16 protein-coding genes and 1 pseudogene are annotated in these 15,806 nt (G+C 44.3%); all 17 read left to right on the forward strand.

Annotation, left to right across the window (positions count from 1 at the left end):
- Positions 1-102: 102 nt before the first annotated feature.
- Positions 103-688, forward strand: a pseudogene (fapR, locus tag DVB69_RS02625) (transcription factor FapR); the annotation flags it as partial.
- Positions 678-1,670: a phosphate acyltransferase PlsX gene (gene plsX / locus DVB69_RS02630; RefSeq protein WP_116016278.1), complete on the forward strand. Its 993-nt coding sequence runs from the start codon at positions 678-680 to the stop codon at positions 1,668-1,670. The pseudogene fapR and the gene plsX, both read left to right, overlap by 11 nt.
- Positions 1,667-2,608 (forward strand): ACP S-malonyltransferase, encoded by a 942-nt coding sequence (gene fabD, locus DVB69_RS02635; protein WP_116016280.1) that lies wholly within the window; start codon positions 1,667-1,669, stop codon positions 2,606-2,608. The genes plsX and fabD overlap by 4 nt, the downstream gene beginning before the upstream one ends.
- Positions 2,608-3,354, forward strand: a complete 747-nt coding sequence (gene fabG, locus DVB69_RS02640) for a 3-oxoacyl-[acyl-carrier-protein] reductase (RefSeq protein ID WP_116016282.1) — start codon at positions 2,608-2,610, stop codon at positions 3,352-3,354. The genes fabD and fabG overlap by 1 nt, the downstream gene beginning before the upstream one ends.
- 953 nt (positions 3,355-4,307) lie before the next feature.
- Complete coding sequence (locus tag DVB69_RS02655) at positions 4,308-4,544, forward strand: acyl carrier protein (protein ID WP_025785086.1); 237 nt, start codon at positions 4,308-4,310, stop codon at positions 4,542-4,544.
- A 123-nt stretch (positions 4,545-4,667) separates the two neighbouring features.
- Positions 4,668-5,435 (forward strand): ribonuclease III, encoded by a 768-nt coding sequence (rnc, locus tag DVB69_RS02660; RefSeq protein WP_116016288.1) that lies wholly within the window; start codon positions 4,668-4,670, stop codon positions 5,433-5,435.
- Between the two features lie 2 nt (positions 5,436-5,437).
- Positions 5,438-9,001: a chromosome segregation protein SMC gene (gene smc, locus DVB69_RS02665; RefSeq protein ID WP_116016290.1), complete on the forward strand. Its 3,564-nt coding sequence runs from the start codon at positions 5,438-5,440 to the stop codon at positions 8,999-9,001.
- Between the two features lie 23 nt (positions 9,002-9,024).
- Positions 9,025-10,032 (forward strand): signal recognition particle-docking protein FtsY, encoded by a 1,008-nt coding sequence (gene ftsY, locus DVB69_RS02670; protein WP_116016292.1) that lies wholly within the window; start codon positions 9,025-9,027, stop codon positions 10,030-10,032.
- Positions 10,033-10,104: 72 nt separating this feature from the next.
- Entirely contained in the window at positions 10,105-10,437 is a 333-nt protein-coding gene (locus tag DVB69_RS02675; RefSeq protein WP_116016294.1) for a putative DNA-binding protein, read from the forward strand.
- Between the two features lie 13 nt (positions 10,438-10,450).
- Positions 10,451-11,806, forward strand: coding sequence for a signal recognition particle protein (ffh, locus tag DVB69_RS02680; RefSeq protein ID WP_116016296.1), 1,356 nt, complete (start codon positions 10,451-10,453; stop codon positions 11,804-11,806).
- Positions 11,807-11,908: 102 nt separating this feature from the next.
- Positions 11,909-12,181 (forward strand): 30S ribosomal protein S16, encoded by a 273-nt coding sequence (gene rpsP, locus DVB69_RS02685; protein ID WP_039041903.1) that lies wholly within the window; start codon positions 11,909-11,911, stop codon positions 12,179-12,181.
- Between the two features lie 15 nt (positions 12,182-12,196).
- Positions 12,197-12,430 carry a KH domain-containing protein gene (locus DVB69_RS02690; protein ID WP_116016298.1) on the forward strand — a complete coding sequence of 78 codons (234 nt, stop codon included), beginning with the start codon at positions 12,197-12,199 and terminating at the stop codon, positions 12,428-12,430.
- A 91-nt stretch (positions 12,431-12,521) separates the two neighbouring features.
- Entirely contained in the window at positions 12,522-13,037 is a 516-nt protein-coding gene (gene rimM, locus DVB69_RS02695) for a ribosome maturation factor RimM (protein ID WP_116016300.1), read from the forward strand.
- Positions 13,037-13,771, forward strand: coding sequence for a tRNA (guanosine(37)-N1)-methyltransferase TrmD (gene trmD / locus DVB69_RS02700; protein ID WP_116017156.1), 735 nt, complete (start codon positions 13,037-13,039; stop codon positions 13,769-13,771). Before rimM ends, trmD begins: the two co-directional genes overlap by 1 nt.
- Positions 13,772-13,895: 124 nt before the next feature.
- A complete protein-coding gene (gene rplS / locus DVB69_RS02705) occupies positions 13,896-14,240 on the forward strand; it encodes a 50S ribosomal protein L19 (protein WP_116016302.1) in 345 nt (114 codons plus the stop codon).
- A gap of 101 nt (positions 14,241-14,341) precedes the next feature.
- Positions 14,342-14,899 (forward strand): signal peptidase I, encoded by a 558-nt coding sequence (lepB, locus tag DVB69_RS02710; protein WP_116016304.1) that lies wholly within the window; start codon positions 14,342-14,344, stop codon positions 14,897-14,899.
- 17 nt (positions 14,900-14,916) lie between these two features.
- Positions 14,917-15,771: a ribosome biogenesis GTPase YlqF gene (ylqF, locus tag DVB69_RS02715; protein WP_116016306.1), complete on the forward strand. Its 855-nt coding sequence runs from the start codon at positions 14,917-14,919 to the stop codon at positions 15,769-15,771.
- Positions 15,772-15,806 lie beyond the last annotated feature (35 nt).

Raw genomic sequence — 15,806 nt, forward strand, 5'->3', positions numbered from 1 at the left:
TGCGAATTTTGGAATGCAAAGAGAATGTCCCCTCTTGCATTCTTTTTTTTATCTTTATATACTGTTACTATTACCAAGTGCTAAACGTGAGGAGTGACTATGGTGCGAGTATCTAAAAAAGATCGTCAGCATCAGCTGGCACAGCTGTTGGAATTGACCCCTTTTTTAACGGATGAGGAAATCGCACAGCACTTCAGCGTGAGCGTGCAGACCATTCGGTTGGATCGTCTTGAATGCGGAATTCCTGAACTGAGGGAACGCATGAGGACTGCGGCGAACGAAACAATTGCGGATAAAGTAAAAGCGCTGCAACAAGAAGAAGTGATTGGTGAAATCATCGATATTGAGTTGGATAGCAAAGCAATATCAATTCTCGATATTACGCCACTTCACGTGTTCCGAAAAAGTGGTATCGCCCGAGGACACCATTTGTTTGGACAAGCGAATTCATTAGCTGTTGCTGTTCTTGATGATGAGCTCGCACTTACTGCAAAGTCTGTGCTACACTTTGTCAAGCCGGTTAAAGCAGGAGATCGTGTCATAGCTAGAGCCGTTGTCCGAGGAAAAAGGGACAATCGGACTCTTGTTGAAGTGACTTCCACAGTTGGAGATGAAAAGGTCTTCAGTGGGGAGTTTCAAATGTATCGATCCACGCGAACGAGTCAGGGGGAAGTCGAATGAAAATCGCAGTAGATGCGATGGGTGGCGACCATGCACCCAAGGAAATCATCGCAGGCGTAATGCACAGTCTTCAACAATTTAATGACATACATATACAGCTGTTTGGCGACGAAACAAAAATGGAGCCTTTTTTAACAGCGCACGAACGATTAACGGTGCATCATTGCAGTGAAATCATCGAACCTGAAGATGAGCCTGTACGAGCAGTGCGAAGAAAAAAAGATGCTTCTATGGTTCGCATGGCACAGGCGGTGAACGACGGTGAAGCAGACGCTTGTGTGTCAGCAGGAAATACAGGAGCCTTGATGGCCGCTGGGCTGTTTATCATTGGTCGAATTGAAGGGATTGAACGACCTGCCCTTGCACCAACCCTTCCAACGATTGGCGGAGAAGGATTCGTTTTGCTAGACGTCGGTGCGAATGCGGATGCAAAACCGAGTCAACTCGTTCAATATGCAATTATGGGAAGTATTTACGCAGAAAAAGTTCGGGGGATTCAAAACCCACGTGTGGGCTTGTTGAATATCGGAACAGAACCAGGCAAAGGGAATGACTTAACTAAAGCTGCCTATGATGAGTTGATGAAAGCTCCCTTAAACTTTATCGGGAATATTGAGGCTCGCGATTTGTTAACAGGCACAACTGACGTAGCTGTGACTGATGGATTTACCGGCAACATGGTATTAAAAACGATTGAAGGAACTGCTTCAGGTTTGTTTTCCATGATAAAAGATGTGTTTGCATCTTCTGTTAAAACAAAAATCTCTGCAGCCCTCGTAAAAGATGATTTGCGTGGTCTGAAAAAACAAATGGATTATACAGAGTATGGGGGGGCAGGGTTATTCGGATTGAAATCCCCAGTAATTAAGGCACACGGTTCGTCTAATGCAAATGCAGTGAAAAATGCGATTCGTCAAGCACGTATTATGGCGGAACATCACGTGAGCGAAACAATTCGTGAAACCATTAAAGAGGAGGAGACACGATGACAAAGGTAGCATTTCTATTCCCGGGACAAGGTTCTCAAAAAGTGGGGATGGGTGTTGAATTGGCGGCACAAGAAGAAAGTCAGCAATTTTTTGAATCAGCAGATCACGAATTAGGATTCGAATTAAGCAAATTGATGACAGAAGGACCTCAAGAGGAACTGACAGTCACTTATAATGCCCAACCTGCATTGCTAACTGTAGGTGCGATGATTGCAGACCGTCTGAAGCAAGCAGGAATTCAGGCTTCTTTTACAGCTGGTCATAGTTTGGGAGAGTATACAGCCCTATACGCATCTGAAGTTCTTTCGTTTGAAGATGCAGTGAAAACTGTTCACAAACGTGGATTATTCATGAATGAAGCGATGCCTGCTGGTGAAGGCGCAATGGCTGCAATCCTTGGTCTTGATTTGGAAACACTAACAGAAGTAACGAGACAGGTTACCTCTGAAGGGAATCTTGTTCAGCCTGCAAATCTTAACTGCCCGGGTCAAGTGGTTATTTCGGGAACAAAAGCAGGTGTGGATGAGGCGTGTGTCCGCTTGAAAGAAGCGGGAGCTAAACGTGCCCTCATGCTTGATGTGAGTGGACCTTTCCATTCAGAACTTATGCGTCCAGCGGCAGGAAAACTCGGTGATGTGCTAGAAAGTATAAAGATGAACGAAGCAAAGGTTCCGGTCATTGCTAATGTGACGGCTCAACCCGTGACAGAAAGCACTGAAGTGAAACGGTTGTTAATCGACCAATTGTCGTCACCTGTAAGATGGGAAGAATCTGTTCGTCAAATGCTTGACTTAGGAGTAACGCAGTTCATCGAGTGTGGCCCCAGTAAGGTGTTGAGCGGGCTTGTTCGTAAAATCGATAGAAGTGCAACGGTTTGGCCAGTATACGATGAAGAGACACTGAATGCAGTCGTAGAAGCGTCGAAGGAGTGGTCATAATGGGGAAATTTACAGGGAAAACAGCGGTAGTGACAGGTGCTTCCAGAGGGATTGGACGTGAAGTTGCATTGTTACTGGCTCGTGAAGGAGCTAATGTGACGGTTAACTACAGCGGAAGTCAGGAACGAGCGGAGCAAGTAGTTCAAGAAATCGAAGCGAATGGTGGAAAAGCGATTGCATTCCAGGCGGATGTGACATCTGCTGATAGTGTCAAAGCTCTTATGGAACAAACCCTTGAAACATTCGGCTCGATTGATCTACTCGTCAATAACGCAGGAATTACGAAAGATAATTTGCTCATGCGGATGAAAGAAGACGAGTGGGATGCTGTTATTGATACGAATTTAAAAGGTGTTTTCTTATGTACAAAAGCGGTTTCCAGACAGATGATGAAGCAGCGTGCAGGGCGTATCGTGAATATGGCGTCAGTTGTAGGAATCGCAGGGAACCCAGGTCAAGCAAACTATGTAGCAGCGAAGGCTGGCGTGATCGGGCTTACGAAAACGACAGCAAAAGAACTTGCGTCTCGCGGAATCACGGTCAATGCAGTCGCACCGGGATTCATCACAACAGACATGACAGATGCATTAGGCGACGATATGAAAAATCAGTTGCTCAGTGGGATTCCGTTAGGATCGCTAGGACGTCCTGAAGACGTCGCAAAAGCCGTTGCCTTCTTCTTATCCGATGACGCGTCCTATGTAACTGGACAAGTGCTGAATGTAGATGGCGGCATGGTGATGTAAGTTGGACGTGTTTCAATATGTAGAATTGGAATTTTTCAACTTGAACCTAGTTTATTGAAGTGGAAGGTGGCGACTCCGGAGGGAAATGCGAAGATCGAAGACCCCGCAAGGAGCCATGCGACTGAGGAGGCTGATATCAAGCCCCTCGGAAAGCGTCCACCTGAAATGGAAATCAACGGCGGGCAGGGGCACGATCCAGCTCCGGTGGCCAGAGGCTCGGGGTCGCTTCGGAATATGAAAACAGGACAAAAAGCGTCCTGTTGTTCAATTCCTCCAGCGCCCGTCGCCTCTACCCGGCCACCTGCGCTTTTCTTATAATCCAGCTCCGGTGGCCAGAGGCTCGGGGTCGCTTCGGAATATGAAAACAGGACAAAAAGCGTCCTGTTGTTCAATTCCTCCAGCGCCCGTCGCCTCTACCCGGCCACCTGCGCTTTTCTCTTAATCCAGCTCCGGCAGCCAGGGGCTCGGGGTTGCTTCAGAGAAACCGACAAGGTAAAGAGCACCTTGACGGTTTCTCCTCCAGCACCCGTCGCCCCTAACCAGGCTGCCTGCGCTTTTTACTTGATCCAGCTTCGGTGGCCAGAGGCTCGGGGTCGCTTCGGAATATGAAAACAGGACAAAAAGCGTCCTGTTGTTCAATTCCTCCAGCGCCCGTCGCCTCTACCCGGCCACCTGCGCTTTTCTTATAATCCAGCTCCGGTGGCCAAAGGCTCGGGGTCGCTTCGGAATATGACAACAGGACAAAAAGCGTCCTGTTGTTCAATTCCTCCAGCGCTTGTCGCCTCTACCCGGCCACCTGCGCTTTTCTCTTAATCCAGCTGCGGCAGCCAGGGGCTCGGGGTTGCTTCAGAGAAACCGACAAGGTAAAGAGCACCTTGACGGTTTCTCCTCCAGCACCCGTCGCCCCTAACCAGGCTGCCTGCGCTTTTTACTTTGAAAGGAGGTGAAATACAGTGGCTACAGTCTTAGAGCGTGTTACAAAGGTAGTTGTCGACCGTTTGGGAGTCGATGAAAGTGAAGTGAAACCAGAAGCTTCTTTCACTGATGATCTTGGTGCAGACTCATTGGATGTTGTTGAATTAGTTATGGAACTAGAAGACGAATTCGACATGGAAATTTCTGATGATGATGCTGAAAAGATCAGTACAGTTGGAAGTGCTGTCTCATATATCGAAGAAAAAACTAAATGAGTTTAGCGCAGAGACTCTTTCGACCTTTCAAAAAGGTCGGGAGTGTCTCTTTTCCATTTTGCACTACGCTAGCAGACAGGGTAGAATAAAGAAGAACTTGTTATAGAAGGGCGGATTTAATGAATGACAACGAATAAAAAAGTAAACGATAAGCCGGCGAAGACCGTGTTACCAGTAGCGGTCCGGAAAAAGTTTGAGGAACTGCAAGAGCGACTTGAAGTGCGCTTTGAGAATGTATTCTTGCTGTACAATGCATTTACCCATTCATCTTATGTAAATGAGCATCGGGGTAAGAAATACTCGGACAATGAACGGTTGGAGTTTTTAGGAGATGCCGTCCTTGAACTGGCTGTGTCACAATATTTATTTGCAACTGAACCGAACAAAAGTGAAGGAGAACTAACGAAATTGCGGGCCGCTATAGTTTGTGAACCGTCTCTTGTGACATTCTCTACCGAACTTAACTTTGGAGAGTATATCCTTTTAGGAAAAGGCGAGGAGTTGACTGGTGGACGAACACGACCTGCCCTACTAGCAGATGTGTTTGAAGCATTCATCGGAGCCCTATATCTTGATCAAGGATTTGATGTGTCAATTGATTTTCTAGAACGTACGGTATTCCCGAAAATTGGACTTGGAGCTTTTTCGCATGTGATGGATTACAAAAGCCGATTACAAGAAATTGTCCAGCAGACAAATCATGGACAGCTTAATTATCGGATTGTAGAAGAATCAGGTCCTGCACATGCGAAAAAGTTTCTCACATACGTTCAACTTGGAGACAAAAAAATAGGTGAAGGTATCGGGAGATCGAAAAAAGAAGCAGAACAGGAAGCGGCTCGTCAGGCGATCCAGCAGTTACTGGATGAGCATACGAAAGAGGAGAGCTGAACGTGTTTTTAAAACGTCTTGAAATTATTGGATTTAAATCATTTGCCGAAAAAGTATCTATTGAATTTGTGCCAGGTGTCACAGCTGTTGTTGGACCAAATGGAAGCGGCAAAAGTAATATCATCGATGCTATTCGATGGGTACTAGGGGAGCAATCTGCCAAATCGCTGCGAGGAGCGAAAATGCAAGATGTCATTTTTGCTGGCAGTGATTCTAGAAAAGCTTTGAACTTTGCAGAAGTGACATTGATTCTAGACAACACAACAGGTCTGTTTCCGCTTGATTATACTGAAATCAGTGTAAGTAGAAGGGTCTTCCGGTCAGGCGAAAGTTCGTTTCAACTGAATGGGCAGGCATGTCGATTAAAAGATATTAACGATGTCTTCGTAGACTCGGGTCTAGGAAAAGAAGCTTTCTCAATCATCTCACAAGGACGAGTTGATGAAATTTTAAATAGTCGACCTGAAGATCGGCGAAGCATATTTGACGAAGCTGCTGGTGTTTTGAAGTATCGAATGCGCAAAAAGAAAGCCGAATTCAAGCTTATTGAAACAGACGATAATCTGGATCGAATTTTAGATATCTTGAAAGAATTGGATGACCGGATGGAACCACTCGCTGCTAATGCTCTCGCTGCTGAACGGCATGGGAAGCTTGTGACTGAACTAAGAGATTCCGATGTCCGTCTTCTTAACGTTGAAGCATCACAGTTGCAAACGGAACTGTTGAATAACAAGATAGATATGGAAAACAAGTCGAAACATAAAGTAGAGCTGGAAAAAGAAGCGAATACTGCTGAACAACAGGTCCAACAAGCTAAAGCCTTACTCACTTCACTAGATCAAAAGATATCAGAGCTTCAAGAACAACATGTAATATCAAGCTCTGAAGTTGAAAAGTGGGAAGGTCGACGACTTCTCTCGTTAGAAAAGCAACGAAATGTTAAAGATCGCTCCAAGCGTCTTACAGAGAATTTGGAAAGCTTGAAGCATACGCTTGGACAACTGGAAGCCAAAAGAACAGAACTCACACAACATAATCATGAAACGGAACTTCAATTATCAAGGAAGACGGAAGAAATGACGTCGATTTCTAGAAAGTTGAAACGCTCACTTGCAGAAACTGAACAAGAAATTGAAAATCTAAAATCGACTTATATTGAAGTCCTGAACGAAGAAGCCACCGTGCGCAATGAGTTGAAGCATATCGAAGAACGCCTAACAGGTGAGCAGTATTCATCTGAAAAGACAGATAAGCAAACTGAAACGCTGCGATCCAAACTGGATACACTTCATAAGTTGAGAGAACAGCAGACTGCTGAACTTGAAAAACTTAAGCGAAACATGGAAGAAGTGACGAAACAAGGAGCCGCGAATCGCACGCAACTTGAAAAAACAGAAACTCAGCTTGAAGAGACAAAAACAATGCATCAGCAAGCTGTTAATAAGCGCTATGAACTTCAAGGAAGACTGCGCGCTTTAAAAAGTATGGAAGCTGATTTCTCTGGATTTTATTCAGGTGTTAAAGAAGTACTTGTAGCAAAACAAGCCGGAACACTCCAAGGAATTGAAGGCGCTGTAGCCGAGTTGATTTCTATTGATAAAAAATATATCAAAGCGGTGGAGACAGCGCTCGGTGGGGCCATGCAACATATCATTGCGACAACGGAGCGGCATGCAAGAGCTGCCATCGGCTTTCTGAAAAAGAAGAATGCCGGTCGTGCAACATTTTTACCGCTCGATGTGATGAAGGCACGTTTTGTTCCGAAGGATGTTTTATCGAAAGTCAATCATCATCCTGACTTCGTTGGAACAGGTGACCAACTTGTAACGGTTCAACCAGCTTATCGAAATGTGACGGCAAATTTACTAGGGGCTTCCATTGTCGCAAAAACATTGAATGGTGCATCTGAGATCGCTAAACTTTCTGGCTATCGTTTCCGCATTGTCACTCTCGATGGCGACGTTGTGAATGCGGGGGGCTCGCTTACAGGCGGAGGTTCAAAAGTACAATCGACTGTATTCTCCCGAAAAGCAGAACTGGAAACATTGACGAGCCAACTTGACCAGTTGAATCATTCAATTGGTGCCGCTGAAGAAAAATTAAGTGCCATCAAACTGACGATTGCTGGTGAAATGCAAAAAACTTCCACTTCTGCGCAATATACGGATGAACTTCAGCTTGCGATTACTCGCCTGGACTCAAAACTTCGAGAGACTACCTTTGAGATCCGAACTGCTGAATCTGAACGAAAAACGATTGAAGCTGGACGAAAAGGTTCAGAGGACACGCGTAGTTCATTGCTTGAAAAACGAGAGGAACTTCATAAGCAACGTGAACGTTTGTCAGCACAACAAGAAGAAATTCAAACTTCTGTTGCTTCTCTGGAACGCCTCGCTGCAGATCGTCGCAACGAAGAGCAGGCGCTTCGAGAGCGCTATAGTGAACTACGTGAGGAAACAGCAATTTTACGTGAACAAGTTACCAATCGGTCTTCTCTAGCTACAACAGCAGAACAAGAACTTCAAGATGCAAAACGCAAATATGTTCAAACGGAAGATGAACTTCAATTTTTTGCTAGTCAAGAAGAAGGAGAAGTGCTAACCCCTGAAGAAATTGAACAGCGTATAGCTGCAGAGACAACTATCGTTACGGAAGTGAAATCAGAATTACTCACTAAACGCACAGAACGGGGTCAGCTTGCGCTCTCTTGTGACGAGCAAGAGGCCTCATTAAAAAAGACTTCTGACAAAATCCGGATTGTCACATCTGAACTTGGCAATTTGAATGTCGCGTTTTCAAGGAATGAAGTGAAACTGGAGTCTGTTCTTATGCGTTTGTTGGAAGACTATGGACTCCATCCTGATAATGAAGTACCTGAAGAGTTTAATGCGACGGAAGTTCGAGCTCGTGTGGAGCAGTTGAAACGAGAGGTAGAATCCTTAGGCCCAGTGAATCCAGGAGCAGTTGAAGAGTACAAGGAAGTACTCGAAAGACACACCTTCCTAGCAGACCAGCGAAACGACCTACTTGAAGCAAAAACAACGTTAGAAGAAGCGATGTCCGAAATGGATATGGAAATGAAGACGAGATTCATTTCTACATTTGACGCTGTACAACAACGGTTCCGTTCCGTTTTCAAGGAAATGTTTGGTGGTGGTGAAGCGGACCTAGTTCTAACAGACCCAGAGAACTTACTTGAAACAGGTGTGGATATCATCGCTCGTCCACCCGGGAAAAAACTACAGAATCTGAGCCTTCTTTCAGGAGGAGAACGTGCGTTAACTGCAATTACGTTACTGTTTTCCATTATCGAAGTCCGTCCAGTACCATTTTGTATATTGGACGAAGTCGAGGCTGCTTTGGACGAAGCGAATGTCATTCGTTACAGCCGTTATTTGAAGAAGTTTTCGGAGGATACGCAGTTCATTGTCATTACGCATCGAAAAGGAACGATGGAAGGTGCCGATGTCTTGTACGGTATTACAATGCAGGAATCTGGAGTTTCCCGCCTCATTTCCGTAAAAATGTCCGAAGTTCCTGAAACTGTGTTAAGTACACCATAATTTGATAAAGGAATGTGAGAATGATGTCTTTTTTTAAGAAGATGAAAGAGAAAATCACGGGCACGAATGATTCGGTCACTGGTAAATTCAAAGATGGTTTAACTAAAACGCGCGAATCATTCACATCTAAAGTGAATGATTTGGTAGCCCGCTTCCGTGAAATCGATGAAGAGTTTTTCGAAGAATTGGAAGAGGTATTGCTGCAAGCAGATGTTGGATTTGAGACAGTGATGGAATTGATTGACCTGCTAAAAGTCGAAGTCCAACGTAAGAATATTAAAGATACAGCTGGGATTCAGACAGTTATTTCTGAAAAACTCGTTGAAATCTATAATTCTCAAGGTGAAAGTGACAACAGTTTGAATATCCAAGAAGACGGAATTACTGTTCTACTCATGGTAGGAGTGAACGGAGTAGGAAAGACTACGACAATTGGTAAACTGGCATCTCGTTTGAAAGCTGAAGGAAAGACTGTCATGCTCGCAGCAGGTGATACATTCCGCGCCGGAGCAATTGACCAACTAGTCGTTTGGGGCGAACGTGCTGGAGTTGAAGTGATTCGCCAGTCCGAAGGTTCAGATCCTGCAGCCGTTATGTTTGACGCTGTTAATGCTGCAAAAAAACGTAATGTGGATGTACTGATTTGCGATACAGCGGGACGATTACAAAACAAAGTAAACCTGATGAACGAATTGCAAAAAGTACATCGCGTTATTGGCCGTGAAATCCCTGGAGCACCTCATGAAGTGCTACTCGCACTTGACGCGACAACAGGTCAAAATGCATTGGTCCAAGCAGAAACGTTCAAAGAAGCTACAGACGTGACTGGGATTGTTCTTACGAAGCTGGACGGTACTGCAAAAGGTGGAATCGTTCTCGCAATCCGGAACAAGTTGAACATCCCCGTTAAGTTTGTAGGGCTAGGTGAAGGCATCGATGATTTGCAGCCATTCGACCCAGAGAAATACGTGTACGGCCTTTTTGCGGACGGGTTGGAATTGGAAGCAGATCAGGAAGCTGAAAAGGAATAAGACAAGTAAAATGCCTTGACGGAGGTTGGAGCAACAGCTACTATTAAGAGAAGGTCTGAGGAGGAATTGTGCATGCTAGAGAAAACGACACGTGTTAACTTCCTCTTTGATTTTTATCAATCGTTGTTGACGGATAAGCAACGCATTTATATGGAACTGTATTACCTCGATGATTTGTCACTAGGCGAAATTGCGGAGGAATACGGAGTGTCCAGACAAGCTGTCTATGATAATGTCCGCAGAACAGAAGCGATGCTCGAAGACTATGAAGCAAAACTAGGGTTGTTCAATAAATTCCAAGAACGCTCAACGTTAATCGAACAGATCGAACAGCGACTTTCCACAGAAAAAGCGCTGACAGATGAAGTGCAGATGCTACTACAGCAAATTAAAGAACACGACTAAGGAGGCTCTATGCATGGCTTTTGAAGGATTAGCGCAGCGCCTGCAAGGGACGCTTCAAAAAATCACAGGCAAGGGTAAAATTAGTGAAGCTGATGTAAAAGAAATGATGAGAGAAGTCCGCTTTGCGTTAATTGAAGCGGATGTCAATTTGAAAGTCGTTAAAGAGTTTGTGAAAACAGTTAGCGAGCGTTCGATCGGTCAAGACGTCATGAAGAGTCTGACACCTGGTCAACAAGTTGTGAAAATTGTAAAAGATGAACTCACAAAGTTGATGGGGGAAGAGCAAACGGGTATTCAATTTGCTCGGAAGGCACCAACAGTCATTATGATGGTCGGGTTGCAAGGTGCTGGTAAAACAACAACTTCAGGGAAACTTGCAAATTCCTTACGAAAACGCAATAACAAGTCTCCGTTACTTGTCGCCGCAGATGTGTATCGACCAGCTGCGATCCAGCAACTTGAAACCATAGGGAAGCAATTAACGATCCCAGTTTTTTCAATGGGTACGGATGTTTCTCCTGTGGAAATTGTTCGTCAAGCACTTAAAAAGGCAGATGAGGATCATAATGACGTTGTTATTATTGATACTGCTGGACGTTTACACATTGATGAAAAACTGATGCAGGAATTGAAAGATATACGAGAACTCTCATCACCTGATGAAGTGTTCCTCGTTGTCGACTCGATGACCGGTCAAGACGCTGTAAACGTGGCGAAGAACTTTGACGATTCGATTGGTATTACAGGTGTCGCTCTAACAAAACTTGATGGCGATACCCGTGGCGGTGCAGCGCTTTCAATTCGTTCCGTTACTCAAAAGCCGATCAAGTATGTCGGTATGGGTGAAAAAATGGATGCGCTTGAGCCGTTCCACCCTGAACGTATGGCATCTCGAATTCTTGGTATGGGTGATGTCATGTCACTCATCGAAAGAGCCCAAGAAAATGTAGATGAGGACAAAGCGAAAGAACTCGAACAAAAGCTTCGTACTCAGACATTCACGTTAGATGATTTCCTTGATCAGTTACAGCAAGTGAAACAAATGGGCCCGCTTGATGAAATTTTGAAAATGATGCCAGGTTTCAATAAAATCAAAGGTCTGGACAATGCCAAAGTTGATGAAAGTCAAATGGGGAAAGTGGAAGCAGTCATCTACTCGATGACAACACAAGAGCGCGCTACCCCTGAGATGATTAATGCAAGCCGTAAAAAGAGAATTGCAAAAGGATCAGGGACTTCGATTCAGGAGGTCAACCGATTATTAAAGCAATTTGAAGAGATGAAAAAAATGATGAAACAAATGACAGGTGCACAGCAACGTGGTAAAAAGAAGATGAAAATGCCTGGAATGGATGCTTTTTTTAAGTAATTCATTGAAAAAAATAAGGTGTTAAGAAAAAACACTTTACAAACAACAAAAAGCTTGATAATATACTATCTTGTGTGAAACTATTCGGAGGTGCAACTAAAAATGTCAGTAAAAATTCGTCTTAAACGTATGGGTGCAAAGAAATCACCTTTCTATCGTATCGTAGTAGCAGATTCACGAGCTCCTCGTGATGGCCGTCAAATCGAAACAGTTGGAACTTACAACCCGCTTACAAAGCCGGCTGAAGTGAAAATTGATGAAGCAAAAGTTTTGGATTGGATGCAGAAAGGCGCAAAGCCATCTGATACAGTTCGTAACTTGTTCTCTGAACAAGGCATCATGGAGAAATTCCATAACGCAAAACTTAGCAAGTAATCAGGAGGTGCGCTAGTGGAGCAGCTGATTAAGACAATCGTAAAACCGTTAGTCGATTATCCCGAAGCGATTCACATCGAACAGGATGAACAAGCGAATCGGGTTGCCTACAAACTTTCGGTTCACCCAGAAGACATGGGGAAGATCATAGGGAAGCAAGGACGTGTCGCAGGTGCGATACGGACAATTGTTACATCAGCTGCAGGCAGCCACCGAGGTAAACGAGTTTACCTGGATATCGTTGACTAACACTGCGTAAAGGGAGGAGCCTCGGTTCCTCTCTTTTTCTATACCACTGAATTCCTCAGCCCTATAAACGAACAAAGGAAGTGAATGAACCATGCAATGGTATAACGTCGGACAACTCGTCAATACACATGGAGTGCAAGGAGAAGTACGTGTCACACCTCGGACAGACTTCCCAGAAGAGCGATTCGTAGTCGGTAGTGAACTATCCCTGTTCATGCCAAACGAAACAACACCCATCAAACTTAAAATCTCTGGAACGCGCCGTCACAAAAACTTCTACTTACTCACTTTTGAAGATCACTACAATCTTAGCCATGTAGAAAAATACAAAACGGGTATGCTAAAAATATCAGAAGAGCAACTTGGTGAACTTGAAGAGAACGAATTCTATTATCACGAAATCATCGGTTGCGATGTGGTCTCACTTGAAGGAGAAACAATCGGCACTGTTACAGACATATTGGAAACTGGCGCAAACGACGTTTGGACAGTCACGCCAGCTCAAGGCAAACCGCACTATATTCCCTATATTGAAGATATCGTCAAAGAGATTGATATCGAAAATAAGAAAATCACAATTGAAGTCATGGAAGGGCTTCTTTCATGATGAATATCAGTATTCTCTCGTTATTCCCGGAAATGTTCGAAGGGGTCCTTCATACTTCAATTTTAAAGAAGGCGCAAGAGAACAATGCTGTCTCATTTTCAGTAATTGATTTCAGAAATTACTCTGAGAACAAGCACCATAAAGTCGATGATTATCCTTATGGCGGTGGTGCGGGGATGGTATTAAAGCCAGAACCCCTCTTCAATGCAGTTGAAGCTGTCACAGAGGGTGCTGCTAAGCCACCGCGAGTCATTCTGATGTGTCCCCAGGGAGAACGCTTCAACCAGGCTAAAGCTGAGGAGTTGGCGTCAGAGGAGAATCTGGTTTTCATATGCGGGCATTATGAAGGATATGATGAACGAATCCGCGAGCATCTCGTGACAGATGAGCTGTCCATCGGTGACTTTGTATTAACAGGCGGTGAAATTGCGTCGATGGCGATCATAGATAGCGTTGTGCGCTTACTGCCTGGAGTGCTTGGGAATAACGTGTCGTCCGTGGAGGATTCTTTTTCAACAGGATTGCTTGAGCATCCACACTATACACGTCCAGCGACTTATAAAGGTCATTCTGTGCCGGATGTATTATTGTCAGGCAACCATGGTGAAATTGACAAGTGGCGCATGGAGCAATCGCTTAAGCGGACACTCGAACGTCGTCCCGACCTGTTAGATAAACTAACGTTAACGCCTGAGCAAGAAAAGACGTTGAAGCGACTGAAATCTAACCGATGAGTATTGCGCTTAATGCAATTTTATGGTACTATGATATATGTGCTTCTATGTAGGCACATACTAAACTGATGTTCCGCTGCGATTACATATCGCAAGAGCCTCTAAGGATAGGAGAGAAAAAGTTATGCAACAACTAATTGCAGATATTACAAAAGATCAGCTTAAAAGCGATCTACCGTCATTCCGTCCGGGAGACACAGTGCGTTTGCACGTAAAAATCGTTGAGGGAACGCGTGAGCGTATTCAGCTATTTGAAGGTGTCGTTATCAAGCGTCGTGGAGGCGGAATCAGTGAGTCATTCACAGTTCGCAAAATCTCTAACGGTGTTGGCGTGGAGCGTACATTCCCTGTACACACACCAAAAATCGTAAAATTAGAAGTGACTCGTCGTGGTAAAGTACGTCGTGCGAAGTTGTACTACCTTCGCAACCTACGCGGAAAAGCTGCACGTATCAAAGAACTTCGATAAGCATAGAAAGATCAGGAGACCGTTTATACGGCCTCCTTTCTTTTTGCCTCTAAGTCGAATTGAAGGTACAATAGGTTTAATAGACTACAGGGGGCAATGGCATGAACGAAAAGAACAAGAAAAATGAAACCTTTGAATGGGTGAAAGCGCTACTTATTGCATTTGGAATCGCAGCGGTCATTCGTGTTTTTCTCTTCACGCCGATTGTGGTAGATGGAGTCTCGATGATGCCGACACTCGAAAACGGTGACAAAATGATTGTGAACAAAATCAGTTATACGATAGGTAAGCCGGAACGTTTCGATATCGTTGTATTCCATGCACCAGAACAAAAAGACTATATTAAACGTGTCATTGGGCTTCCTGGAGATACCGTAGAATACAAAGATGATGTTCTTTATATAAATGATCAAGCGTATCCGGAACCTTATTTGGATGCGTATAAAAAAGAAATTACAGAAGGTACGTTGACTGAAGACTTTACGCTCGATGAGAAAATTCAACAAAAAACCGTACCCAAAGGACACGTATTTGTAATGGGAGATAATCGAAGAAAAAGTAATGACTCCCGTCACATTGGTGTAATCGACATAGATGAAATTATAGGCACGACAAAATTTGTTTTCTGGCCGTTGAATGATATCGGGCTAGTGGATTGAGAAAGTAGGGGGAGCAAATGACCATTCAGTGGTTTCCCGGTCACATGGCGAAAGCCCGAAGAGAAGTAACCGAACAGTTGAAACTTGTAGATATTGTATTTGAACTTGTAGATGCACGACTTCCATTATCCTCTCGGAACCCGATGATTGATGAAGTCATTCATCAAAAGCCGAGAATATTAATTTTGAATAAGATGGATTTGGCTGATGAGCATGAAACGGCTAAATGGATACGGTTTTTCGATGAGCAAGGTATTCGTGCAGTTGCAATTAACTCGTTCGAAGGAAAAGGGTTGCAGACGGTAACTAAAGTAGCGAAAGAAGTGCTAGCGCCTAAAATCGAGCGGATGAAAAAACGTGGAATTCGTCCTGGGGCGATTCGCGCAATGATCGTTGGTATTCCAAACGTTGGGAAGTCCACTCTGATCAATCGACTTGCCCATAAGAACATTGCGAAAACGGGAAATAAACCGGGGGTCACAAAAGCCCAGCAATGGATCAAGTATGAAAAAGAATTGGAACTACTCGATACTCCGGGAATTTTATGGCCTAAGTTTGAAGATCCGGAGACAGGCCAAAAGCTTGCGTTAACTGGGGCCATTAAAGATACGATTGTGAACATGGAAGAACTAGCGATGTATGGACTAACATTCTTATCGAATCGGTATTCCGATCGATTAAAAGAACGCTATGGCTTTGCTTCTATCGAGAACAATACAGCAGAATTGTTTGAAGCGGTAGGTGCTCGTCGTAAAGCCTATACGACTGGCGGAGAAATCGACTATGATAAAGTTGCAGAGCTAATCATCCAAGATGTCAGGAATGGAAACTTTGGAAGGTTGACATTCGACTGGACAGAAGAACAGGAGTGACCTAGCCGGAGCCGGCACCCGGCTTCGGCTTTTGC

This window comes from Sporosarcina sp. BI001-red, assembly GCF_003384035.1.
In the GTDB taxonomy this organism is placed as follows: Bacteria; Bacillota; Bacilli; order Bacillales_A; family Planococcaceae; genus Sporosarcina.